The sequence below is a fragment of the Arenibacter latericius DSM 15913 genome, assembly GCF_000424985.1.
GTDB classification, from domain to species: Bacteria; Bacteroidota; Bacteroidia; order Flavobacteriales; family Flavobacteriaceae; genus Arenibacter; species Arenibacter latericius.
The window spans coordinates 76,487-101,823 of record NZ_AUKX01000016.1; the positions used below are offsets into that span (position 1 = coordinate 76,487).

19 protein-coding genes are annotated in these 25,337 nt (G+C 37.9%); 17 read left to right on the forward strand and 2 right to left on the reverse strand.

The features are described 5' to 3' along the window. Positions 1-11 precede the first annotated feature (11 nt). A complete protein-coding gene (locus H344_RS0108635) occupies positions 12-290 on the reverse strand; it encodes a transposase (protein WP_034256352.1) in 279 nt (92 codons plus the stop codon). A 64-nt stretch (positions 291-354) separates the two neighbouring features. Between H344_RS0108635 and H344_RS21670 the strand changes: the two genes are divergently transcribed. The 16 genes from H344_RS21670 to H344_RS0108720 all read left to right on the forward strand — a co-directional run bounded on the left by H344_RS21670 (position 355) and on the right by H344_RS0108720 (position 23,102). Continuing rightward, a complete protein-coding gene (locus H344_RS21670; RefSeq protein ID WP_157378200.1) occupies positions 355-513 on the forward strand; it encodes a hypothetical protein in 159 nt (52 codons plus the stop codon). Between the two features lie 847 nt (positions 514-1,360). After that, a complete protein-coding gene (locus H344_RS0108650; protein WP_026809955.1) occupies positions 1,361-4,384 on the forward strand; it encodes a SusC/RagA family TonB-linked outer membrane protein in 3,024 nt (1,007 codons plus the stop codon). 16 nt (positions 4,385-4,400) lie between these two features. Next, the gene (locus H344_RS19935; RefSeq protein ID WP_051254223.1) at positions 4,401-6,548 is read left to right on the forward strand and encodes a RagB/SusD family nutrient uptake outer membrane protein; all 2,148 of its coding nucleotides are present in this window, start codon (positions 4,401-4,403) and stop codon (positions 6,546-6,548) included. 3 nt (positions 6,549-6,551) lie between these two features. After that, entirely contained in the window at positions 6,552-7,595 is a 1,044-nt protein-coding gene (locus H344_RS0108660; RefSeq protein ID WP_084148759.1) for a nucleoside hydrolase, read from the forward strand. Positions 7,596-8,002: 407 nt separating this feature from the next. After that, complete coding sequence (locus H344_RS0108665; protein ID WP_157378202.1) at positions 8,003-9,334, forward strand: hypothetical protein; 1,332 nt, start codon at positions 8,003-8,005, stop codon at positions 9,332-9,334. A gap of 150 nt (positions 9,335-9,484) precedes the next feature. Then, on the forward strand, positions 9,485-10,408 hold the full coding sequence (gene rbsK / locus H344_RS0108670) for a ribokinase (RefSeq protein WP_034256356.1): 924 nt from the start codon (positions 9,485-9,487) through the stop codon (positions 10,406-10,408). A 24-nt stretch (positions 10,409-10,432) separates the two neighbouring features. Further along, on the forward strand, positions 10,433-11,431 hold the full coding sequence (locus H344_RS0108675) for a GRP family sugar transporter (protein ID WP_026809959.1): 999 nt from the start codon (positions 10,433-10,435) through the stop codon (positions 11,429-11,431). Positions 11,432-11,536: 105 nt separating this feature from the next. Beyond that, on the forward strand, positions 11,537-12,367 hold the full coding sequence (locus H344_RS0108680) for a PIG-L family deacetylase (protein ID WP_026809960.1): 831 nt from the start codon (positions 11,537-11,539) through the stop codon (positions 12,365-12,367). A gap of 590 nt (positions 12,368-12,957) precedes the next feature. Further along, positions 12,958-13,809: a hypothetical protein gene (locus tag H344_RS0108685; RefSeq protein ID WP_026809961.1), complete on the forward strand. Its 852-nt coding sequence runs from the start codon at positions 12,958-12,960 to the stop codon at positions 13,807-13,809. Positions 13,810-14,183: 374 nt separating this feature from the next. Beyond that, entirely contained in the window at positions 14,184-14,729 is a 546-nt protein-coding gene (locus H344_RS21005) for a hypothetical protein (protein WP_026809962.1), read from the forward strand. Continuing rightward, positions 14,666-15,463: a hypothetical protein gene (locus H344_RS21010; RefSeq protein WP_157378204.1), complete on the forward strand. Its 798-nt coding sequence runs from the start codon at positions 14,666-14,668 to the stop codon at positions 15,461-15,463. The genes H344_RS21005 and H344_RS21010 overlap by 64 nt, the downstream gene beginning before the upstream one ends. A gap of 202 nt (positions 15,464-15,665) precedes the next feature. Continuing rightward, complete coding sequence (locus H344_RS0108700; protein WP_026809964.1) at positions 15,666-17,771, forward strand: bifunctional rhamnulose-1-phosphate aldolase/short-chain dehydrogenase; 2,106 nt, start codon at positions 15,666-15,668, stop codon at positions 17,769-17,771. A 77-nt stretch (positions 17,772-17,848) separates the two neighbouring features. Beyond that, positions 17,849-19,129, forward strand: a complete 1,281-nt coding sequence (locus H344_RS0108705; RefSeq protein WP_026809965.1) for a TIM barrel protein — start codon at positions 17,849-17,851, stop codon at positions 19,127-19,129. Positions 19,130-19,138: 9 nt separating this feature from the next. After that, positions 19,139-20,512, forward strand: a complete 1,374-nt coding sequence (locus tag H344_RS0108710) for an FGGY-family carbohydrate kinase (RefSeq protein WP_026809966.1) — start codon at positions 19,139-19,141, stop codon at positions 20,510-20,512. Positions 20,513-20,514: 2 nt separating this feature from the next. Next, positions 20,515-21,660: an alpha-hydroxy acid oxidase gene (locus H344_RS0108715; protein ID WP_026809967.1), complete on the forward strand. Its 1,146-nt coding sequence runs from the start codon at positions 20,515-20,517 to the stop codon at positions 21,658-21,660. A gap of 26 nt (positions 21,661-21,686) precedes the next feature. Continuing rightward, positions 21,687-23,102 carry a purine-cytosine permease family protein gene (locus H344_RS0108720; RefSeq protein ID WP_026809968.1) on the forward strand — a complete coding sequence of 472 codons (1,416 nt, stop codon included), beginning with the start codon at positions 21,687-21,689 and terminating at the stop codon, positions 23,100-23,102. A gap of 856 nt (positions 23,103-23,958) precedes the next feature. Here H344_RS0108720 and H344_RS21390 read toward each other — a convergent pair. Then, positions 23,959-24,168, reverse strand: a complete 210-nt coding sequence (locus H344_RS21390; protein WP_169514957.1) for a carboxypeptidase-like regulatory domain-containing protein — start codon at positions 24,166-24,168, stop codon at positions 23,959-23,961. Between the two features lie 161 nt (positions 24,169-24,329). Here H344_RS21390 and H344_RS0108725 point away from each other — a divergent pair, with 161 nt between their 5' ends. Then, positions 24,330-25,022 carry a glycosyl hydrolase gene (locus H344_RS0108725; protein ID WP_240484964.1) on the forward strand — a complete coding sequence of 231 codons (693 nt, stop codon included), beginning with the start codon at positions 24,330-24,332 and terminating at the stop codon, positions 25,020-25,022. Positions 25,023-25,337 lie beyond the last annotated feature (315 nt).

The window sequence follows — 25,337 nt, forward strand, 5'->3', positions numbered from 1 at the left end:
GAAACCATATCTTACCTGTCGCTCTTGGAAAAGATGCTCACCGCCTTTATTAAAATATCACGTTCTAACTTTATTTCCTTCAATTCTTTTTCTAAAGCCTTAATTCTTAACGTCTCTTTGGTGTCTTCTGCAGCTTGTGGCGTGCCATTTGTAATTGCCATCCTTTTCCACCTGTTAATTGAGGCTTGGCTAACTCCGTATTCTTCAGATAAGGATTTAACGGAACATCCTGTATTTAGTAACTCTACAATGGTGGTTATAAATTCCTGGTCGTAATTTCTTTTATTCATATTACAAATTTAAGTTTATCACATAAATCGGTACCAACTAAATTAGACATTCCATACTCCCGATATGTACAAATATGTTGATAAGATTAAGATTATCTCGGATTTTGCTGCAAAATACGATCTAGGAATAGGTCTTAGTTTGTTAAGTCCACTGGAACTTGGTCCTGCTTTTAAAACAAGACCGGTAAAAGTGGATCATTGTTGCATTATAAAGTTGGGCTAAGGGATCCTCAAACTGATAAGTTCAATATACCTCTATGGCAACAAACTGTTTGGACTAATGATAAAGGAAGTTTTTCTATTAAGTTAAAATCATTTAATGCCTATGCTTTCAAAGAAAATAAGTTACCAAATACTGGGTACAAAGTGGTTGACCGAGAGGGAATACTACCCTTAAGGCAAGTGCAAATAGACGTCTGGGGTCAACATCCCGAGTATAAAGATGAAAAATATAGATGTTGATTTGTGGAATAGATCTATAACGTCAAATAATGAACGGGCTTGGCGCTTCTGGACTTGTTTTGGGTGACCTTTTTTTGTCTATGGTCACATTAAAAACTTATCAAATAGGGATAGCTCAATCCAGTAAGTACCTGTATCTCCCCGTAATTGCTTTTAATCTTAATTGGGCCCAAATTTTCGGTTAAATGAGTGTAAATCTGTGCGGTAAGCAATATATGTTTTTGGTACTAAAGAACTGTCTCAAAGATTTACAGATGTCTTTTGAATGAGCAGGGAGTTAGAGGTTGTATAAGCTTTTTTAATAATAACAGATACCTAAAACAGACTATATGAGCCTTTTTTATCAAATTTAGTGGATGTTAATAATTGTCCTTGTTAGTTTAAACCTTAAATGTTAGGCTTGTTATAATATATGCATTAAATCAAAAGTTAGATTCAATAATTTAATTTGGACAGGAAGGTGCAGGATGCCCTATTTTGTAAGTTGAGTTAATTTTGAGTTACATTCGGGCACAAACATAATTACTAACCAGACTAAAAATGTAAATAAAATTATGGAACACAGTTATAAAAAATGCTTTACAAGAATACTCCATTTTTGTATCTTGATGCTCTCATTAGGAGTTTATGCTCAAGAGATTGAGATTACCGGAAAGGTTATTTCGTCGGATGGTACGGCTTTGCCCGGGGTAAATATTATTCAGAAAGGGACTGTAAATGGGGTCGTTACCGATTTTGATGGAATCTACAGAATAAGAATAATAGAAGGATCTAATATTCTTGTTTTTTCTTATATTGGATTTCAGACACTTGAACAACCGATCGGAGATCGTTCAGAAATTAATATTACCCTAATCGAAGAGGCAGAGCAACTCGGAGAGGTTGTGATTGTTGGTTTTGGTTCTCAAAAGAAGGAAACAGTTACTGGGGCTATTTCATCGGTTAAAACCAAAGAGGTTAAGCAAAGCCCTGCAGCTAATATGGCGATTACCTTGGCGGGGCGTTTACCTGGTTTGACTTCTATTCAGAGAACTGGACAGCCCGGGGCAGAAAACGTCCAATTACTCATAAGGGGACAAGGAACTGTCAATACTCAAAGTCCACTCATTTTGGTAGATGGTGTTGAGCGTGAACTCAATTTTATTGATCCAAATGAAGTGGAATCTATCACGGTTTTAAAGGATGCGTCCTCCACTGCTATTTTTGGTGTAAAGGGTGCAAATGGGGTTGTTTTAGTAACAACAAGAAGAGGAAATTCCGAAATTCCAGAGATTAATTTTTCATCAGAAAGCAGCTTTTCTGATTTGCCCAGATTTATTAGCCCTGTGAATTCCTTCCAATATGCGACTTTAAGAAATCTTTCGCTGGCTAATGACGGTTTGCCTGAAGAATTTTCAGCCAATGCTTTGGAACATTATAGACTACAGGATGATCCGCTTCGATATCCAGACACCGATTGGCGTAGCATACTTATGAAAGATTATTCCTTTCAACAGCGATATAATCTAAATATTTCTGGGGCAGGTGAAAAAGCAAAATATTTTATTAATGGTGGTTATGTGAAACAAGGAGGGCAATTCAAAACGGAAAAAGACCTTCCATATAATCCAAGCTTTGAACTTGAACGTTACAATTTTCGATCTAATGCAGATGTTAAGTTGACCGAATCACTAAAGGCGTTTTTAAATGTTGCTGGCTATCTTCAAACTAGAAATGCCCCATATGCATTAGGTGGGGATGATCCGACGGACTGGATAATTTACTTTATGAATCGTTTGCCAGCAACTGTACCTGGGCCTCTTACTCCAGATGATGGCGTTATTACCGATGGAGACGTAGCTTGGCCTGCCTATGGGTTATTAAATAGATCCGGATTTGTGCAAACAAAGGAAAGCAACGTGTTAGCATCCTTCGGTATGGAACAACAATTGGATTTTATAACTAAAGGCTTATCGGCAAAAGCGATTTTATCCTTTGACACCAAATCGATAAATCGATTGGAAGCCCAGAGATCTCATGAAAAATTTGTTCAGGTGATTGATAATGATAATCTCGACGATCAAGGCCTCCCTAGTGTGTCTTATCGACTGTATAATAACGATAAAAACACACCGCTATCGATTAGCGGTAGAAGGGCCTTTGCCTCGCGATCAAATTTTCAAGCGTTCCTGAATTACAACAGAACTTTTGGAAAGCATGCGACAACGGGAATGTTGTTATTTCAGAAAGAATCTTTGATTATTGATGAACAATTGCCTTTTAATTCATTAGGAACCTCTGCTCGTTTTACTTACGGGTATGATAATAAGTATTTTATGGAGCTAAATGCTGGGTACAATGGCTCTGAACAGTTTGCGAAAAACAACAGATATGGCTTTTTCCCTGCGGTGTCGGCCGGTTATGTTTTATCGAACGAGAGCTTTTGGAAGGAATGGAATGGGAAAGATGTTGTAAATCTTTTAAAAGTTAGAGGCTCTTTTGGAAAAGTTGGTAACGATAGAGTTAGTAGCAGTAGATTTTTATTCTTAGATGACATAAAGATTGCTGGTGGTGGATTTTCAGGTAGTTTAGGTGATGGAAATACGATTATTACCAATCTGCTCAAAAATGAGGATTTGCAATGGGAAGTGGCTAAAAAGACAAACGTTGGAATTGAACTGGGCCTTTTTCACGATTTCACTGTCAATGCCGATTTTTTTTATGAAAGAAGAGATAATATTTTAAGATTTCGCGGTATAATCCCCGTTTTAAATGGTTTGCCCAATCAGGCACTTGCCCCAGTTAATATAGGTGTTATTAGTAACAAGGGATATGAGTTGGAATTAAATTATAGAAAAGCTTTCAGCAAAGATTTATCATTATTAGCTAGGGCTAATCTTAACCATTCCAAAAACAAACAATTGTTTGCGGATGAAGCTATTTTACCTGAAGATTTTGCTTATAGATTCCGAGAAACAGGATATAAAATTGGACAACAATTCGGGTATGTAGTGGACAGATATTTTTTAGATGAGGAAGATATAAATAGTTCTCCTGAACAGGTCGTCGGAGGCCATGAGTCTCGACCAGGCGATTTTAAATACAAGGACTTAAATGGTGATGGAGTGGTAAATGAAAAAGATATTGCTCCGATCGGTTATTCCAATGTCCCTGAATATCAGTTTGGTTTAGCATTTAATATCACCTATAAGAATTTTGATATTAGTGCTTTGTTCCAGGGGGTTGGCAATGTTTCAAATTATATTAGTGGAGAGGGGGCTTTTGCGACAAACGGGGTCAACAATTTTATCTCTAGACATTTGAATAGTTATACTCCAGAGCGAGCAGCCAATGGAGATGAAATTTCTTATCCAAGATTGAGTTTGCAGAATAGTCCAAACGAAATCAGAAACTCATTCTTCATTGTCAATACAGGATATGTAAGATTGAAAAGCGCTGAATTGGGCTACTCTCTTCCTTCTGAGCTCACCAGAAGGCTATTTAATATTCAACGAATCAGAATATATACTAACGGACTTAATCTTATTACTTGGGATAATTTACCTACTAAAGAATTTGATCCCGAACTAAGAAATTCTCGCTCATTCCCCATAACAAGGACTTTCAATCTCGGTGTAAATATTACATTTTAATACAAAATATACAGATATGAAAAATATAGTTGAACTTAACACTAAAAGAGCTCAATACATGAAAAAAGGACTAGCGTTTTGTTTTCTTATTCTTGTCGTTGCTACTGGATGCCAAAAGGACTTTTTGGATATTACTCCAGACGGTAGAATTACGTTGGATGATGTGTTTTTAGATGAGAAAAGAACTGAAGCTCAGTTAAATGCTGTATACAGTAGAATACCCAGTTATTTCTGGAAATATGGTTTTTTTGATTTTCTTGCGTCTTATTCCGATGAATGCTATGCATTTAGTGGAGGAACAATGCCATGGGCGTCCGGTAGCTTAAGTGCAAGTTCTAATCCCATTGCACATACACCTCAAGAGCGTGGGAAGGGTGCCAATCATTATCCCACGTTTTGGTCAGGTATCAGAGAAGCAAACGTATTCTTGGCCAATATAGACGGAGCAAACATTTCAAATGAAGCCAAAAGGAGTAGGTTAAAATCGGAAGCACAACTATTAAGAGCATTTTATTATTTGGAATTGATTAAAGAATTTGGTCCGATGCCTGTAGTAGACTCACCCTTCGATAATTCTTTTGATTACACCTCACTAACAAGACCTTCATTTCAAGAGAGCATAGACTTTATAGTTAAAGATTGTGATGAAGTACTTGCCAATTCCGATATGCCATTCAATATTACCATAGAAGCGGAGAGAGGTAGATTTTCCAAATCGGTTGCCCATGCTATTAAATCTCAGGCCTTGTTATATAATGCGAGCCCATTATGGAATCCCGAAAACGATCTTAAAAAATGGGAGGATGCGGCTACCGCTTCTAAAAATGCTTTGCAGGAATTAATTGCTGAAGGCTTTGCATTGGCTCCTGACTATGGTGAATATTTTCTTAGCAAATCTACTCTCGGAGACAAAGAAACAATTTACGAAGTACATGAACCGCAAATTGATCCTGTATTCAGTATTATTAATGGTATTCCAAGTAAAAGCGGAAATTTTAAAGTAGGAGCTACTCCTACTCAGGAACTAGTGGATAGTTATGATATGCAAGCAACTGGTGAGCCTGCCATATTGGGCTATAATGATGAGCAACATCTTGAACCAATTATTAACCCGACATCAGGATATAATGAACTTGATCCGTACAAAGGCAGGGATCCAAGATTTTACGCAACCGTTTGGCACAATGGAGCCATGTATGATAATATAAATGGGGAAGTGCGGCCATTGGAGACATATCAAGGTGGCCGGGAGCAGTTGCTTGTAGCGCCTATTGGGTGGGATTTTACTCGTACAGGATACTATCTCAGAAAATTTATAGATCCTCGCCTACAACCTGGCCAACCAGAAGATACTCGTTGGAAAAAATACAGACTTGCTGAAATTTATCTAAACTTTGCCGAAGCGGAAAATGAAAGTAAAGGTCCCACAGGAGATGTTTATAATGCGATTAATACCATTAGGGCAAGAGTACAGATGCCCCCCTTACCCTCAGGACTGTCTAAAGAACAAATGCGTGACCGTATCCGCCGTGAGCGAAGGGTTGAATTAGCAATTGAGGAACATCGTTTTTGGGATGTACGTCGATGGAAAATTCTAGATCAAACAGATAAGGTGGCTACAGGGATGCTAATAGAACTGAGTACGAGTGGTGTATCACTTTCTGATGGTGGATTTGAGGAAAATTCAGCAGATTGGACCTATCTTTCGGGAGCTTCACGAACCTCTACCTCACCCCGGACGGGAAACTTTTCAGCAGAAATAAGTGGGGAATCTGGAGGCCTTGCTATTAAAAATATTGATGTTGAGCCCAATACGACGTATTCAGTTTCTGGATGGGTGAATGTAACTTCAGGTGTAGGCATTATAGGCGCACTAGATTATGGGGGAGACCCAGTAGGAGGGTTTACAGCTTCACCAGGATGGACTAAAGTGTCGGCAACTTTTACTACTGGTCCAACTAATACAACTGCTATAGTAGGAGCACAGTTTGACCCAGGAAGTACAGGGTTTGTTGATGATTTAGAGGTTAGAAGAATGAATTACACAAGAATTGTTACAGAAGAGCGGAATTCATGGCAAGATAAATTTCTAATTTTCCCTATTCCGATAGGTGAAGCTGCAATAATTCCAGATTTTAGTATTAATCAAAATCCGGGATGGTAAATTATGGATAATACATTTAAGTTTCTTTCTTGTTTGGTTTTAAGTATCATTTTGCCGATAACGAGCGGTTGGAGTGCTTGTTTTTCTGGGGGCATCGCTGACCGAAATCCCGTTAAGGTGATTTTTGAAACGGATATGGGTAATGATATTGATGATGCCCTTGCTCTAGCTATGCTATATCGATATGCCGAGCAGGGGAAAGTGGAAATTATTGGAATAAGTAATAATAAGCAAAGTGAGAATTCTTCTAAGTTTATTGATATTATGAATAAGTGGTATAATTTTCCAAAGATTCCGATAGGTACGGTAGTTAAAGGGAAAAGGGGAGAAGTTGAATCCAAGAGCTTTGCGAAAAAGGTCGTTGATGAGTACAAAAAAGATAAATCGGTTAGTAATAGTAGAGAAATTGATTTCGAAACCAAGGTGGAAGAGTCTGTGAGCTTGTACCGGCAGATTTTATCTGCTGAACCTGATCATTCCGTAATCATTATTTCCGTAGGTTTTTTCACCAATCTTGCCAGGTTGTTGGATTCTGGGCCAGATAAGTTCTCAGCGCTTAATGGTAAGGAATTAGTGGCGAGGAAAGTTAAATTTCTAAGTGCCATGGCTGGAAATTTCAGTACTCCCGCGTCTACGGAATTTAATGTCAGGGTTGACATCCCTTCAGCAAAAAAGGTGTATGAGCAATGGCCAGGTATCATTTTTAGCAGTCCTTTTGAAATTGGAAACGAAATCCTCTTTCCAGCTTCCTTCATAGAAGATAATTTAGGCTATACACGACCTAATCCACTAGTGGAAGGATATAAACTCTATTTTCCCATGCCTTATGATAGACCTACATGGGATTTGACTGCGGCGTTATTTGCTATAGAGCCAGAGAGGGGATATTTCACTACTAGTAATCCCGGTTTGGTAAGGGTAAATGAGGAAGGATATACTAGGTTTACAGAAGATACAAATGGAACACATTTCTACCTCATGCTTCCTGATTCAACTGCGAAGAATAGGATATTATCCCGTTTTATTGAACTGATAAATGCTAATTGAAGGATGTAGTTGAAGAACAGTATTAAAGCATGGTTTTTAACTTTAATTATTGTCCCAGAACTGTAATTTAAAGAACAAGATTTATACAAAAATTATTCCTGTAAGTTTTTGGGAAAAGCTTATGATTTCTTTGAGAACAGTGAAGGATATGGTTAAAGTGAAAATGAATGGCGTGTTGTAGTTCTTTTTGGCCTGTAACCATTCAGTTAGACATTAGTGGAGCTTTCAAAAAGAGAGAGCATATTTAAAGAAGTGCTATTGAACGGATTATTTTCTTATTTGGCTATAACATCCTTGCAGTCGTCGACTGAATGTATAATACTGAAATTAATTTTTATTAACCGAAACCCCTTGCATTATTCTGAATTATAGCGGACCTGTTATTGGGCAATCTTTAAACTGTTAACATGATTAAATTAGTAATATTACGATACTCTGTATTGACATTGTTTTTCTTTATGACCATATTAGCGTCCTGTGGAAATGCATATTATGAGAATGATAGTACATTCGTTGATCGGTACATTGTCTTTTTTCTTACCAATACTAGTATTGACCAGGCTGTCAATATAAATACAGGAATGGATGCTAATTCTTCCTATAACTTCATTAGCGAACTGCCTCATTTATTTGGTGAAATTAAAAAGGACAGTAAGTTTAAATATGCTTTTGGTCTTCCAGGTCCCATGCTTTTAACACAATCTGTTGATGAAATGAAGGATCAGATTAATAAAGCATTTGATGCCGCTGAAAAATACAACGTCCCAGTATATTTTCAATTGGATGATTGTAACAATTACACAGATGAATTTGGTGATGGTACTGATATAAAGTTTTATGAAAACCCGGATTGGGTTGAATGGGTATCCTTCCCTCAGGACAAGGAAAACTGGGGTGGACAGCAAAATGGAAGACCACCCTATTTTTGGTTTAACTGGGGTTCATGGATGCATGCCAAAGCGTTCCCCGCATTTCAATCCCCAGGATATCGTGATTTTATAGTTAACAGATTACAAGAAGGTGTTCTTAAACCGTTAAATATTAGGTATAGTAAGTTGAAAGAAGAAGGACGAGCACATTTATTTGCAGGGATGGCAATTGGTTGGGAAACACATATACCAGATTATTCATCTTCTAATTCCGTGCTTCAAGTTAATCCTGATAATTTACCAATTAGCGTAATAAACGGTGACCGCATGGAGCCGTGGGAAGCAAGGAAATTTGGATATAATTCATTACATATTTTGGGACATGATCAGTATGATTTGGATGTACTAAATACGGTGATACACGATTATTCAGAACTTTTGGCAAAAACAGCCTTCGAGTCTGGGATTCCAAAGCATAAGATATTTACGCACATTGTTGGGATGATGTCTGCTTATCCTGATCTACGAACTACTTTCTCCCCGCCAATTTGGACTGCTGTAAACGAATACAGCGTGCCTGGTTTTACGATGTCCCCAGTTACCTGTCCTTATAACTTAGAAACCCTTACTAACGAAATTAAAAAGGCCGACCCCACACAAAACTATTTTGCTTTGGCAGAAGGCTATAGTCTCGGTGTTGATCAGAATTTTAAACAGGCAGATGATTATTTCGCTTCTATGTTTAATAATAACGCCTTGTTTGTATCGGTTTTTGGATGGGGTCGAGAACCTTTGGAATCCATGTTCTCTGTGTCACACAGTGAAGACAGTCCATTTGTTTTGGCGGCCAAAAAGTGGTTGGAGAAATAAGAAAGACAAGTGAGAATGAATAAAAATGACTAAAGAATTAGTGAATGATTGCTGAGAGCATCCTAGTTGGTCAAACACAATATTTTTGAAAAGTCCGTATTTACGGTTTAATAATTTTATTACAGTTACGTGCAATTTAAAAAGCAAAATATGAGCCCAAACAAAATCATCGTCATTGGCAGTGCCAATACTGATATGGTGGTAAAAGCAACTAAACTTCCTTTACCTGGAGAAACGGTTTTGGGTGGAACATTCTATATGAATGCTGGAGGCAAGGGTGCAAACCAAGCTGTAGCCGCCGCAAGATTGGGTGGCAATGTTAGCTTGGTTACTAAAGTGGGAAATGATATTTTCGGAAAGCAAACCGTTGAAGGTTTACGAAAAGATGGTATCAAAACGGACTATGTTTTTACAGACAATAAAAGTCCTTCAGGTACAGCATTAATTATTCTAAACGAAGAAGGTGAAAATTGTATAGTCGTTGCGCCAGGTGCAAATGCCAATCTATTGCCTTCAGATATTGAAAAAGTAAAGCAAGTATCTAGAGCCAAAATAATCTTGATGCAATTAGAAATCCCAATGGAAACCATAGCTTTTGTGGTTAAAAACGCAAAGAAAACGCATCAAAAGGTAATTATCAATCCAGCTCCTGCTCAAAAATTGGATGACGAATTGCTGAAGGGTTTATTCTTGATCACACCAAACGAAACGGAAGCGGCTCTATTGACTGGAATAACGGTAATTGACGAAGAAACCGCTTCACAAGCTTCTAAAATTTTTCTAGATAAAGGAGTCGAAAACGTCATTATCACTTTAGGAAAAGAAGGGGCTTATTTCGAAAATAATAACCAACACTTTAAAATCCCTGCACCTCTTGTAAAAGTCATAGACACTACTGCTGCAGGTGATACATTCAGTGGGGCAATTGCTGTTGCACTTACAGAAAAACAGGATCGTTCAACTATTGAGTGGGAACAGGTCGTAAAATTTGCAATTGTAGCTGCGTCTAAATCCGTAACAAGATTAGGAGCGCAGGTATCGATACCTTATAAAAAAGAAATAGTATTATATTGATTATTATCCTTTAAAAATTAGCCTATGTTTATTGTAGAAAATTACGGATTGGCAATTGTTCTATGCTTTATCACTATGCTTTGTTGGGGCTCTTGGGCCAACACGACCAAACTGACTTCCAAAACTTGGAGGTTTGAACTCTTTTATTGGGATTATGGCATCGGAATTTTGTTAGCCACCGTAATTCTGGCATTTACCTTAGGAAGTACCGGAATTGAAGGCCGCTCTTTTATTGTGGATTTAGGTCAAGCAAATTCAGAAAGTTTAATTTCGGCTTTTATAGGAGGTGTAATCTTTAATCTAGCTAACATACTATTGGTTGCTGCCATTGCCATAGCTGGTATGTCTGTAGCCTTTCCCGTTGCTATTGGTATCGCCTTAGCTTTGGGTGTATTGGTAAATTATATCGCATTCCCACAAGGAAATCCTATTTATATATTTGGGGGTGTCGCTTTAATTGTTTTGGCAATTTTAATTAACGCCAAAGCCTATGGAAAATTACAAACAGCCTCATTGGGAAAAGTTTCTAAAAAAGGCTTAGTTATATCGGTTATTAGCGGCTGTTTGATGGGTTTATTTTACAAGTATGTTGCTGGTTCAATGGTAACCAATTTTAATGTGCCAGAAATAGGGAAACTCACTCCATACACGGCATTGGTTGTTTTTGCAGTCGGTGTGGTTGTGAGTAGTTTTATTTTTAATACGATACAAATGAAGCGTCCGTTTGTAGACCTTCCAGTTTCATTTAGTGATTATTTTAAAGGTAAATCTAAAGACCACTTAGCAGGTATTTTAGGTGGAGTAATATGGAGTATAGGGATGTCCTTAAGTATTATTGCTTCAGGAAAAGCGGGACCAGCGATTTCCTACGGACTTGGACAAGGTGCAACGGTAGTAGCTGCTATTTGGGGGATTTATTTCTGGAAAGAATTTGACAAAGCACCCTCTGACACCAAAACCATGTTGAATATCATGTTGCTTTTATACATTACTGGGCTTACCATGATTATTGTCTCTAAATAAGTATAGATGTTATATAATCTTTAATTTACACCGTGAAGCGACCTTATATTTTGGATAAAATTTGCTGAGGAAGCTATATGATTTGAAAAATAAAAAATTAAGTCGATGAAAAAATGGATGCTGATTTTTAGCCCCTTGTTATTAGTACTTACGAATAACTGGGCTGCTGATTCAAATACTAAAACTGATTCTTTTTCTTATAGTAATAGGACCATAATGGCTGTTTTTGCGCATTCGGATGATGAACTTATGGTGTCCCCAATCTTGAATAAATATGCAGAATTGGGTGTGAAGGTTTATTTGGTGATCGTTACAGATGGTTCAAAAGGAGTAACGCCTCATGCCAATATTCCGGCAGGAGACCCGCTAGCAAAAGTACGTGCCAAGGAGACCGTATGCACTACGATGACGCTGGGTATCAATCCTCCTATTCAGCTCGATTATGAAGATGGGAATCTGGCTTCTATGGATCATTTGTTTTTACTTAATGAACAAATAGACAGTCTTTTTAATCAATACAAACCCGATGTCGTGATTACCTTCGGGCCTGATGGGAGCTACGGGCATCCCGACCATCGCATGGTTGGCAACGTTGTGACAGAAGTAGTTCAAGAAGGCAAATATGCGTACCCAAAACAGCTACTCTATATTGGTTTCCCAAATGAAGTAATAGAATCCTTACCATCCTTAAATACGGAAATTGTAAATTGGTATAAGAAACATTTGCATACAACCCAAAAAAAATTCCTTACATACAGAATACCTTACACAGAAGCTAATCTCAAAACTGGTCGAGAAGCTTTGGGATGTTGTAGATCCCAATTTACATCTGCTGTGATGGATGAGATTTTTATAATTATGGCACAAAATAAAGGATTGCTTTATTTTCGTCCTTGGCTCGGTTCAAATACAATCAAGTATGACATTTTTGAATGACAAACGAGTAATTAAGAGGGCTTAAATCAGTAATAGAATACATGTTTAATATCAGCGCAATAGGGATTTAAACCTCTGGAAAATTTTAATAAATATAAAACTTGACATCTTATAGCATGCAAATCGATAAAACAATAATAACTCCCACATTCATTTTTTTATTGTGATTATTAATCCCATTTTGTATTGGTTGCGCAGGAGGTCTTGGAAATAATATTGGACGGGGACAAAAACAGACTAAACTTGCCGATGAATTTGTTATTTATGCCTATTCTGGCCCGCCTGTTGAAGAAGTTAATATTGAACGTTACCGCGAGATTGCCGATGCGGGGATTGATGTTCTGGTACCAGGTATCGGGACTTTTACGATAGAACAAAACCTTAAAGCTCTTGACCTGGCTCATGAAGTAGGCATTAGAATTATTACACTAGACACCGTATTTTATCCTGTAACAGCTTAAACCTATAAGAATCCTGAGATTATCTCGAAGCTGATATTTGTTTATAAAGAACACCCGGCCTTTGCAGGTTATTTATTAAATGACGAGCCGAACGCCAGTCTGTTTCCCGCCCTGAAAACTGTTTATGATATGTTTAGGGCAAAAGACTCTGTGCATGAACCTTATATTAATCTGTTTCCATCTTATGCAAGCCCTAAACAACTAGGGGTAGATGATTTCCATGCTTATATTAAAGACTATATAGAAACTGTTGATCCAGGGATATTATCTTATGATTTTTACCCCTTACTTGAACAATCAACTTTATTCGATGCATGGTACAGCGATATAATGATGGTACGTGAAGCAACACAAAAAGCAAATATCCTTTTTATTGTTTTCGTCCAAAGTCAAGGTATAAGGGGAATTCTTCGTGTACCAAACAGGGCTGAAATTTTCTGGCAAGTGAACACAGCCTTAGCCTATGGAGCAAGGGGATTTGCATGGTTTACGTATTGGACACCAACACCAACACAGGGATTAGCTCAAAAGGCAGAGGAAGAGATGGTCAAAACAGAACCCCATTATAATGCTATGATAGATAGTACAGGCAAACACACAGAAATTTACAATTATGTTCGTGAAGCTAATTTATACCTTGGGAAAGCTGGAAGGGGTCTTATTCGTTGGAAAAACACAGAGGTTGCCCGTTATGAATTTAAAAAACTACTGGGAACGGGGTATTCTCCTTTTGTCACACCCATTGGTGAGGAGGCAAATCTTGTTATAGTAACATTGAGAAAAGGTGACAAACTCCGGATTGTTATCTCAAATAGTAATTTTGATCAGCCTTCAAAATTTTCCTTAAACCTATCCCAAAACCGGAAATTGGATCATGTTTTTACATCGATAAACTCAAAGCAGAAAGATAAAAAAGAACCTTTGAAAGGATGGTATATTGAAGCGGGTGGTTCAGTGTTGATTGATCTAAAACCACTTTGAAGTGAGTGTTACCGTTCTGAAAGAGATTAACAGGTTTAATTTAAATTATAATTGTGAATTTTAGATAAAAAGACAATTATGAGATTTAGAAAAAATGGTTGTAAGGTTTTATAGTTTCTTCTAGATTAGAATAAAGATAATAGACATTTTGAACCCCTTTAATTGGAAGGCATTTCAAATTATTAAGACTTGAAAGGGTTAATTCTTTTATAAATGGCCAACAAATCCAACTGTAAATTTTATATATCCATTCAGAACGGTTAGGAGTAATAGTGATTTATGGTTGTATGTAATTGGCTAATTGCATTATATCTAAATAATCCTATTTAATTTGGAAAACAAGAATTGAATGATTTTTTTATAACCTTATAAAAATGAAAAAACTTATTTTAACCTTATTAATCGGTACACTAGGGGTTTCAATCTATCCAATGATGGCCCAACAGTCAAAAAAGCAATGTGATGCCCATTGGATTACTGGACTGGGATTCTCTATTAGCAGCTTTAATGCCATAACTGACAATACTCTCAAAGAGTATGGAGTTTTCAAATTCAGAAAGACCATAAAATTAAAAGAAAAACCTTCATCTTTTGTAATCCATGTTTCCGCTGATAACCGCTACAAACTTTTTGTCAATGAGAATCAAGTCTCTCAAGGGCCTGCCAGAGGAGATTTATATTTCTGGAATTATGAGACAATTGATATAGGTTCTGAACTAGATGAAGGCACCAACACCATAGCCGCCGTAGTTTGGAATGATGGACCATATAAACCCGAAGCACAGATAAGCCATTTGACTGCTTTCATCCTACAAGGAGAAACTGAGACTGAAAGAATTTTTAACACTAATAGCTCTTGGAAAGTCATAGAGGACAACAGTTATCAACCTCTAGCAGTAAGGGTCAGGGCTATTATGTAGCCGGTCCTGGAGAAATGGTGAAAATGAGTGAACACATTAAAGACTGGTATAAAATTGGTCTTGAGGATAGTAAATGGGATGAAGCTCGTGTTATGGGTGCTGGGGTTTTAAAAGAAATTGCCGTCGCCCCAACTGATTGGATTCTCGTACCTTCTAGTCTACCTCAAATGGAAATGACAGAGCAACGATTGGTATCTACACGAAAGACTGAGGGTGTTCTGATTTTTGATAGATTTCCTGCTAATAAATCTAAGGTTAACATTCCCGCTAATTCTACAGCCAAAATTCTATTGGACCAGGAATATCTTACTAACGCCTATCCTACTTTAATTTTCAGTGGTGGTCAAGATGCCCGTATAGCCATTGGTTATTCGGAGGGATTATATATTCATAAGGATGAAAATTTAGACGGTTTTCGGTTGCCATTGCTTCCCAAAGGCAATCGAGATGAAGTGGATGGGAAAATATTCATAGGCAAAACAGATAGTATAATCTCTGATGGAACTGCGCATCAGGAATTTACCCCACTATGGTGGAGAACTTACCGATATATTCAATTATCCATACATACCAAAGATGAGCCTTTGGTTATAGATGATGTTTTTGGGACTTTTACTGGTTATCCATTTAAATTAAAATCAAAACTGGAAGTAAATTCTTCAGAAATAGGGAAGATACTGGAAATTGGATGGAGAACCGCCAGGCTGGATATGCAAACGAAAGTTGCTCTATAAGTTAAGCAGCATATTTATAATTAATTTTTCTGTTATTAAATTCTTCAATGGTCATGTAGCTTAAGTAGGAGTGTCGTCTTTTTTTGTTATACCACAACTCAATGAACTCAAATCGAATTTAATTTTCGCTATACAGTACTCTACAGGATAGAATCAATATTTAGTTAATCTATTTTCGCTTTGAAACATATTTTTAGTTCTTATGAATACAATTGCAAATAGATTTAAATACGTAGATTACCTTTGGAATAATGATTTAGCAAAGGCTTTAGAAAATGATGAAGTTGCTCTGTTTTTGTACCGTTCAAATATTTTGGGGGCCGATCTTAGAATCACCAATTATGGAGGAGGTAACACCAGTTGTAAAACCGTTGAAAAAGATCCTTTGACCAACGAAGTAGTTGAGGTAATGTGGATTAAAGGTTCTGGAGGGGATATAGGTACTTTGGATAAGTCTGGTATTGCAGGGCTTTATACTGAAAGATTAAGGAGCTTAAAGGGCATTTATGGTGGTCTTGCGGATGAGGATCGAATGGTGGGTCTTTTTGACCATTGTATCTACGATCTGGAAAGCAAGGCTCCCTCAATAGATACTCCTTTGCATGGCTTGCTTCCGTTTAAGCATATAGACCATTTACATCCGGATGCCTTGATAGCGGTTGCCGCGGCTAAGGATAGCGAAAAGGTTACCAAAGAAATCTGGGGAAATACTATGGGGTGGGTGCCATGGCAAAGGCCAGGTTTTGATTTGGGGCTGCAATTGGAAAATTGTTTAAAAGAGAACCCAGGTATTAGGGGGATCGTTTTGGGAAGCCACGGGCTTTTCACTTGGGGAGACACCTCCTATGAATGTTATATCAATAGTTTGGAGGTTATAGAAATGGCATCCGCGTTTATTGATAATAAAATAGAGGAAAAGGGAAGTGTTTTTGGAGGTCAAAAGGTTCAATCGTTACCTCAAGAGGAGCGTTTGAATATGGCGTCTCAGTTAATGCCGTTGCTAAGGGGATTATGTTCTTCCGAAAATAGGATGATTGGGCATTTCACGGATGATGATGTAGTTATGGAATTTATAAATAGTAATGACCTTTCACGTCTTGCTCCGATGGGTACTTCCTGTCCCGATCATTTTCTTAGGACCAAAATACAGCCCTTGGTGCTGGATCTTGGTGTTGATGAAGATCTATGCGACTTTAAAGTTGTTCTGGAAAAATTAGAACCTGCTTTTGAAGCCTATAGGCAAGGGTATAAGGACTACTATGTGGCCTGTAAAAAGGATAATAGCCCAGCCGTACGAGACCCGAACCCAGTAATCATTATTTATCCAGGTATAGGCATGTTCAGTTTTGCAAAGAACAAGCAGACTGCTCGGGTTGCCAGTGAGTTTTACATCAATGCAATTAATGTTATGAGAGGTGCTGAGGCCATTTCGGAATACACCTCTTTGCCAAGGCAGGAAGCTTTCAATATTGAGTATTGGTTGCTCGAGGAGGCTAAATTGAAACGTTTGCCCGAAGAGCAACCGTTATCCAGGAAAGTGGCGCTAGTTACTGGAGCAGGCGGTGGTATAGGAAAGGCCATCGCTGATAAAATGGCAAAAGAAGGAGCTAATGTGGTGTTGACAGATATAGCCGAAGAAAGATTGAAGGAGGCCGTGAGTACCTATAAACCAGATACTGCAAGTTATGCCGTTTGTGATGTTACAAAAGGTGAATCTATTGCGGAGGCTTATAAAAAAGCTTGCTTGGAATTTGGTGGTGTGGATATTGTAGTGCATAGCGCAGGACTCGCTATTTCCAAGCCACTGGAAGAGACAACTGAAAACGATTGGGATATACTACAGAATGTTCTAGTTAAAGGGCAGTTCGAGCTAGCCAAGCAGGCAGTTACCATAATGCGCAAACAAGCTTTGGGTGGCGATTTCATTAGTATAGCTAGTAAGAATGGTATTGTTTCCGGTCCTAATAATGTGGGCTACGGTACCGCCAAGGCAGCACAACAACATATGGCTCGCTTATTGGCCGCCGAATTAGGTGGAGATAAGATTCGTGTTAATGTAATAAATCCTGATGGGGTTATCATAGGCAGTAAGATTTGGGAAGGTGATTGGGCCGAAGGACGTGCCAAAGCCTATGGAATTACTGTCGACGAATTGCCGGCACATTATGCCAAAAGAAATTTGCTGAATGAGATTATTTACCCAGAGGATATTGCGAACGGTGTTTTTGCCTGTGTTTCGATTCTGGAAAAGACTACGGGTAACATAATAAATGTAGATGGTGGTATGGCCAATGCATTTGTAAGGTGATAGTGAGTTAATTTATTATAGGACCTGTCAGGGTAGGGTGCCAATTCCTGGCAGGACTAATTTTAATAGAGAATAAAATGAGAATAGATAAAGAGAGAATACAGGAGCAGAATCGAAAGGATATAAAATCACACCAAGAAAAATTTGATTTTTTGTCGAATACCCTGGTAAAAGGGGGGGGTGATGTCCATGATATTATTAATAAATTAGCCGAATTTCAAGTTGCAATTCCCAGTTGGGCCTTAGGTGCAGGTGGGACCAGATTTGGAAGGTTCTCTTTTCAGGGAGAACCGTCCAGTTTGGAGCAAAAAATAGATGACGTTGGCATTATTCATGCTCTCACACAGACAGCCGGTGCCATTTCCCTGCACATCCCTTGGGATATACCACAAGATTACGAAGCCATAAAACAATTAGCCTCTTCGCACAATATCGTTTTTGATGCTGTAAACTCGAACACCTTTCAAGATCAAAAGAACGCAAAGGAAAGCTATAAGTTCGGTTCGCTGAGCAATAGGGATAAGGCGGTAAGGAATCAGGCTGTTCAGCACAATTTGGATGTTATTGATATTGGCAACAAATTAGGTTCGAAAAGTTTAACAGTCTGGTTGGCCGATGGGTCTAATTTTCCTGGACAGATTAATTTTCAAAATGCTTTGCAAAACACCCAGGACAGTCTAAAGGATATTTATAGGGCATTGCCGGAGGATTGGAAGTTATTCATTGAATACAAACCCTATGAGCCAAATTTTTACAGTACTGTAATACAGGATTGGGGAACTTCATTCATGTTGGCCAATGAATGTGGAGAAAATGCTTATACCCTAGTTGATTTGGGTCATCATTTACCAAATTCCAATATTGAACAGATCGTTGCCACATTGATGCTAAAGGGAAAACTAGGAGGATTTCATTTTAATGACAGCAAATATGGTGATGATGATGTTACCGTAGGTAGTATTAAGCCATATGCTCTCTTTTTAACTTTTAATGAATTGGTCTATGGTATGAACAATAATCCCCAAAACCCTTACCCAGCATGGATGATCGATGCTAGTCATAATATCAAAGATCCATTGGAGGATTTAATTCAATCTTTGGAAGCTGTTCAGGAGGCATATGCCAAGGCGCTTTTGATTGATCAAGAACAATTGAGAAATGCACAATTGGAAAACGACGTAGTTCAGTGTCAAGAGATACTTCAAAATGCCTATCGAACAGATGTTAGACCTTTATTGCAAGAAGCTAGGCTCATTAGTGGAGGTGCTCTTTCACCTTTAAATGCCTATCGTTTGTTTAAGGTTAGAGAAAATTTGATTAACAAAAGGGGCAAAAACAGCATTGCAACAGGATTATAATATAATGAAATGCGAGAGAAAGTAACGGCTGTATTCGATATTGGAAAGACTAATAAAAAATTCTTTCTATTCGATGAGGATTATCAGGAAGTGTATAGAGAATATACATATTTTGAGAATGTTAAAGATGAGGATGGATATCCATCAGAAGATCTGGTGCGATTAAAAGAATGGCTGAAAGAAGTTTTTGATAGGATATTGAATGCAAAGGAGTACAATATTATTTCGATCAATTTTTCAACCTATGGTGCCAGTTTAGTACATTTGGATGATAATGATAAAGTATTAACTCCGCTATATAATTATACCAAAAAGATACCCCAAGATGTTATCGATTCTTTTAATGAGAAATATGGGCCAAAACTGGATTTTTCGGTAAATACTGGCTCGCCGGTTTCTGGGTTTTTGAATTCGGGAATTCAACTTTATTGGTTGAAATATGCAAAACCCGAAATATTTAAAAAAATAAAATATTCGTTGCATTTACCCCAGTACATAAGTTTTATTTTTACTGGTATAGCGGTGAGTGAATATACTAGCATTGGTTGTCATTCGGCGCTATGGGATTACACAAAAAAGGATTATCACGATTGGGTCTATAAAGAGGAGATAAATAAAATATTGCCCAAGATTGTCTCTACCGAGACCAGTATTAATATGAATTATAACGGCAAACGTATTAAGATAGGTGTTGGTATACATGACAGTTCTGCTGCATTATTACCCTACATTCGAAGTGTGAGGCAAAAGTTTATTCTTGTTTCTACTGGAACTTGGAGTATAGCCATGAATCCATTTTCGGAAGAAGCTTTGAAGGCTTCAGACATAGAATTAAACTGTATTAATTATATGCGGATTAATGGAAAGGCTGTAAAAGCCTCAAGTTTGTTCCTTGGCAATGAATACAAGGAACAGATTAAAAGATTGTCAGATCACTTTCAAGTTCCTTTTGAGTATCATAAAACTATACGTTTTGATCATGATATCTATTTTGAGATTGTACAGGATTTTGAATATATGTACAGGTGGATTGGTTTCTGCGATGAAAATATGCCGAAATCAACTAGAATCCCTTACGACAAATTCGAACACGCCTATCACCAACTAATGGTGGAGCTGGTGCTATTGCAGGTTGATAGTATTAAAACGGTAAGTGGAAATGATAACATTGAAAAGCTATATATAGATGGTGGGTTTTCAGATAATGAAGTGTACATTCAACTTATATCGCACTATCTTAGGAACATGAGCTTAAGCACTACGGATTCTTCCTTAGGTTCTGCACTGGGGGCAGCATTATGCATATCGGATACGAAGCTGAACTCCAAATTTCTTAGAAAGAACTATGCACTAAAGAAGCATGTGCCTTTTATAATTCAATAATTATGACTTCAGAAATATGTTCACGGTATCCATCTATTTCCGATCTACGAGAAAAAGCAAAAAATAGGCTTCCCCAATTTGCTTTTGAATATTTGGATGGAGGTTGTAATGAAGACGTAAGTATTATAAGAAATACTGCAGAAATAAGGGAGGTGCAATTACAGCCACGGTATCTTCGAAATTTTGGGGAAAGTGATACTCAGACTAAAGTATTGGGAATGGAATTTGATGCTCCCTTTGGAATTTCTCCAGTGGGTCTTCAAGGGTTAATGTGGCCCAATTCTCCAGAAATCCTGGCTAAGGCAGCGCAGAAGCATAACGTACCTTTTATCTTAAGTTCCGTTACAACTATGGGTATAGAAAGGGCCAGTGAGCTTACGGAGGGTAAGGCTTGGTTTCAACTGTACAATCCCGTTGATGACGCTGTTCGTAATGACATAATTGATCGTGCAGAGGCCGCCGGATGTCCTGTTCTGGTGCTTCTTTGTGACGTGCCCACATTTGGATATAGACCGCGTGATATTCGAAATGGTCTGGCATTACCGCCAAAAATGTCGTTAAAAAATATTCTTCAGATTTTAGGAAAGCCTGCTTGGGCCTATAACACCCTTAAATACGGACAACCTACCTTTGAAACCTTAAAGCCATATACCCCTGAGGGACTCAATTTAAAGCAGTTGGGGCAGTTTATGGATAGGACTTTTTCAGGTAAGTTAAATGCGGAAAAAATAAAGCCAATCCGAGACAAATGGAAGGGCAAATTGGTGCTAAAGGGCGTAGCCTCAGAACAGGATACCAAAGACGCCATAGATCTTGGTTTTGATGGTATCATAGTATCAAATCACGGGGGTAGACAATTGGATGCTGCACAGTCCACAATCAATTCGCTTCGGGAAATGACCAAGTACGGGGATCAAATTGAGATCATGATAGATAGTGGTCTTCGTTCAGGTCCGGATATAGCAAGGGCCATGGCAAGTGGAGCCAAGTTTACTTTTATGGGGCGCTCCTTTATGTATGGTGCAGCAGCTTTAGGAAATAAAGGAGGAGATCACACCATCTCTATGGTAAAGACCCAATTCAAGCAAGTCATGGATCAACTTTGCTGTGGACGAGTGGAAGATTTGCCAAATCATCTAATAAAATAATGACTAAATAATACCATAAATAAAATATGAGTCAATTCAACCTAGAAGTAGAAATAGAGGATATAGTAGGCGGAGAATTTGAGCGCGTACCAGTACCCACATCCAAACTTAAAAGTTGGAAAAGTTTTCTTGGTATGTATGCGGGGGAACATGCCGCAGGTACCGAATTCGTAATCGGGCCATTATTCCTTACAACTGGGGTAAGTGCCTTTGATCTTATTATAGGGCTTCTGTTAGGGAATCTTTTAGCCGTGCTTAGCTGGCGTTTCCTGACAGCTGAAATTGCCGTGAAGTACAGGTTGACCTTGTACTACCAGCTTGAAAAAATATGTGGCAAAAACCTTGTTACTGGCTATAATTTGGCCAATGGAGTGCTTTTTTGTTTTCTTGCAGGTTCCATGATTACGGTTTCGGCCACAGCTGTAGGGATTCCTTTTAATATGGAAATGCCTAAGCTAACAGATACTATGCCTAATGGGATGACGTGGGTTATTATTGTTATTGTTCTTGGTGCAGTTATTTCGTTGATTGCCTCCAAAGGCTATGAAACAGTTTCCAAAGCCGCAAACTGGATGTCTCCAGTGATAGTACTAGCTTTTATAGCCTGTGGCATAGTAGCCTTGAATCAGTTGGGAGTAGGCAGTATATCGGAGTTTTGGAGTATATGGGGCGAAGGTTCTGAACCTTTTCCTGGGCAGATTAAATACACCTTCTGGCATGTTGTTATTTGGTCTTGGTTCGCCAATGCGGCGATGCACGTTGGGATGTCCGATCTTTCCGTATTTCGTTTTGCGAAAAACGCAAGTAGTGGATGGACCACGGCAGCCGGAATGTACGTAGGACACTATATGGCTTGGATAGCGGCAGCTTTGCTGTATGCCGTTTATTTAAGATCACCAGAGGCTCAAGGACTCCTTTCCAATGGGGAGGCACCCACGGTTGCCCCAGGACCATTGGCCCATAATGCCATTGGTATATTTGGAATAATTGCCGTTGTTTTGGCGGGTTGGACCACTGCAAACCCAACAATATATAGAGCGGGACTTGCTTTTCAGGCCATTGTACCCAAATTGTCAACTTTTTGGGTTACTATAATTGCCGGTACCTTGGCCACCATCGCTGGTCTTTTCCCAGCTTTCGCAATGAAATTGTTAGGTTTTGTTGCCTTATACGGGTTTATCCTAGCACCTTTCGGAGCCATTATAGTGTTCGAACATTTTTTCCATAAGCAGGCGGGAATCATTAAGAATTATGCAGAAGTGGCAGATCTGAAATTTAACAGGGCTGTGTTTTTTGCTTGGTTGATTAGCTTTGGTATCTTTTATTTTTTATCTGTTCAATTTGATATATTTTTATCTTTTGTCACTTTGCCTGCATGGATACTTTGCGGCGTCCTTTTTCTTCTGTTTAGCCGAAGGATTCAAAGAAAGCAATCCATATAACGGCGAAGTTATGATATTACAATAATAGACTCACCTCGCTGTCCGGAAAAAAGCAAGGCAACATAATTATTGAGTTTAGATTTATGAAGTACTGTATTACGAATTAAAATAGTGAAAGGATATTAAAAAGTGAATAAGAGATAAAACATCTAAAGGTAAAATAATAAACATGACTGCAGATTGCTAGAGGTAAGCGCTTGTAATTCAGCGGCTTGGTAGAGCGTTTGATCTGAGTTTTCAGGGGTGAAGTTATGGAGGTTTTCCGTTCGATGGAAAATGATTTTCAAGTTCTTTAACCTACTTTTAATAGAAGCTATTTTTAAACCGTAAAAATATATGGAACAGTTTTTTGGAGGTATAGGGCGCAAACTAAGTTACTACTTAATTTAGATTACGGAATTGATTAAGACTATTATACTAGCCTTTTGAAATTATATGGTGAGGAATGAAATCTTAACGAGTGTAGGGAAACATCCTATATAAACTCCTTACTTGACTTAAAAATTAGTACTTCCGATATTATACAGATTAAATGAAATTGTAAAGATGTAATTGCATCTATAAAATCAATTTTATAGATTGGATGTGCTTTCTTAATTGTTAAAGCCCCATTCAACCCCATAAACTATTATCAGTGGTTTGCCGAAGCCACGAATACTTAATGAGGCAGAATCATTTCCAAGTAAACCACTTTCTTATTTAGTAACTAATCCGGGTAAGCGTCCTGTAAGTGAATGACTGACATTTGCTGTTGGAGCAATAGTTAAAGTTTCATTATCGACGGTTGCTACATCACACGTAATATTAGCTCTTTTTTGTTTACCATTCACTTAACTACCATTCCGTCAAATAAGCCTTAATCTTCTAGTAGCGTTAAGGTGATTGATGTTTGACTATTAATTGCATGTTCTACTGAAGCATATCCAATGTAAGAGATGATTTGCAGGTTACTGTCAGTATCGGTAATTGTTGGAAAATTACCGTCAAAGTCAGTTTGTGTACCATAATTTGTGCCCTTTACTACTATTAAGGCCGCTGGCAATGGCAGGCCTGTATCGTCTTGCACGCTTACCGTAACTATTTGGTATTCACTTATATGTGTTTTTTAGTTCTTTAACCGGCCTTTCCCAATCATTATAGGATGTTGGTTTTACAGTATAGAGCAGGATGCGAACAGTCGTAATATTTCGTTTCTTACCAGCGAATTATTAAAATTAAATGTTACGGATGTCAACTAATATGAAATTAAGCCCCCTGTTGTTTTTGATAGTTTTAAGTCTTTTGTTTTCTCAGTGTTCTAAACCTGAAGAAATATCACAGTCTTATTTTGAATCTCTTGTTGATGATTTTAAATCACCACCAGGAGAGAATCACTTGTGGTGTTATTGGTATTGGATTGGAGATGACATTTCAAAAGAAGGAATTACAAGGGATTTGAAGGCTATGAAGGCTGTTGGGATTGGAACTGCTCTTATAGGTAACATAAATCCAGAGGAGAAAGATGGTCCCGTACCTATTCTTAGTGAGGAATGGTGGAGTCATATGGTACATGCTGTAAATGAGGGAAAGCGTCTTGGGGTTGATATAGGGGCTTTTAATTCTCCAGGATGGAGTATGTCCGGAGGGCCTTGGATTACTAGTGATAAGACGATGCGTCATTTGGTGTATTCAGAGACATTAATCTCAGGAGGTGAAAAATTAGCTATAAAATTGGATCAACCAAAAGCAGAGTTTCAAGATGTATATGTATTGGCTTTTCCTAAGGATGAAAATGAAGTTAATTATTTGGATGCCTCAAATTCAAAGATAACGGTTACTCCAGCTATTGAAAATGCTAGTAATTTGTTGAATGGGAATACTACAGTCAGTAATGATTTTACTGCAGAAGAACATACCATAGTCATTCCTTTAGATTTATAAAGTTATATTTAGTAAATAAAAGGAATACAAAAAAGAATAATAGTTATGATGATGAGATTTCTTTTTTTGCTTCTTTTTTCTTTGTTGATAAGTTTAACTTTGTTAATAACCATAATTGAAAAAGAACGGGGTGAACTTTGTGTCGTTCTAGGTTTATGGCCTATCGCCTGTATTAGTCCCCGTTCTTTATTAACCCGGTTGCAAGGACCAAATAGAATTTCAGTCTCTACCTACTAAAGGTGTTAGTCAACGCAACCATTTTTAAACACCATAAAATTATGAAAATAATGGAAACAGTGGGCGTGGACATCAGTA

What these genes read in the sequence shown, in the direction of transcription:
- rbsK (WP_034256356.1), top strand. Translation starts at nt 9,485, where the DNA reads ATGAGCCCAAACAAAATCATCGTCATTGGCAGTGCCAATACTGATATG.
- H344_RS19935 (WP_051254223.1), top strand. Translation starts at nt 4,401, where the DNA reads ATGAAAAATATAGTTGAACTTAACACTAAAAGAGCTCAATACATGAAA.
- H344_RS21670 (WP_157378200.1), top strand. Translation starts at nt 355, where the DNA reads ATGTACAAATATGTTGATAAGATTAAGATTATCTCGGATTTTGCTGCA.
- H344_RS0108680 (WP_026809960.1), top strand. Translation starts at nt 11,537, where the DNA reads ATGAAAAAATGGATGCTGATTTTTAGCCCCTTGTTATTAGTACTTACG.
- H344_RS0108675 (WP_026809959.1), top strand. Translation starts at nt 10,433, where the DNA reads ATGTTTATTGTAGAAAATTACGGATTGGCAATTGTTCTATGCTTTATC.
- H344_RS21005 (WP_026809962.1), top strand. Translation starts at nt 14,184, where the DNA reads ATGAAAAAACTTATTTTAACCTTATTAATCGGTACACTAGGGGTTTCA.
- H344_RS0108700 (WP_026809964.1), top strand. Translation starts at nt 15,666, where the DNA reads ATGAATACAATTGCAAATAGATTTAAATACGTAGATTACCTTTGGAAT.
- H344_RS0108720 (WP_026809968.1), top strand. Translation starts at nt 21,687, where the DNA reads ATGAGTCAATTCAACCTAGAAGTAGAAATAGAGGATATAGTAGGCGGA.
- H344_RS0108665 (WP_157378202.1), top strand. Translation starts at nt 8,003, where the DNA reads ATGATTAAATTAGTAATATTACGATACTCTGTATTGACATTGTTTTTC.
- H344_RS0108705 (WP_026809965.1), top strand. Translation starts at nt 17,849, where the DNA reads ATGAGAATAGATAAAGAGAGAATACAGGAGCAGAATCGAAAGGATATA.
- H344_RS0108725 (WP_240484964.1), top strand. Translation starts at nt 24,330, where the DNA reads ATGTCAACTAATATGAAATTAAGCCCCCTGTTGTTTTTGATAGTTTTA.
- H344_RS0108635 (WP_034256352.1), bottom strand. Translation starts at nt 290, where the DNA reads ATGAATAAAAGAAATTACGACCAGGAATTTATAACCACCATTGTAGAG.
- H344_RS0108715 (WP_026809967.1), top strand. Translation starts at nt 20,515, where the DNA reads ATGACTTCAGAAATATGTTCACGGTATCCATCTATTTCCGATCTACGA.
- H344_RS0108710 (WP_026809966.1), top strand. Translation starts at nt 19,139, where the DNA reads ATGCGAGAGAAAGTAACGGCTGTATTCGATATTGGAAAGACTAATAAA.
- H344_RS0108650 (WP_026809955.1), top strand. Translation starts at nt 1,361, where the DNA reads ATGCTCTCATTAGGAGTTTATGCTCAAGAGATTGAGATTACCGGAAAG.
- H344_RS0108685 (WP_026809961.1), top strand. Translation starts at nt 12,958, where the DNA reads ATGTTTAGGGCAAAAGACTCTGTGCATGAACCTTATATTAATCTGTTT.
- H344_RS0108660 (WP_084148759.1), top strand. Translation starts at nt 6,552, where the DNA reads ATGGATAATACATTTAAGTTTCTTTCTTGTTTGGTTTTAAGTATCATT.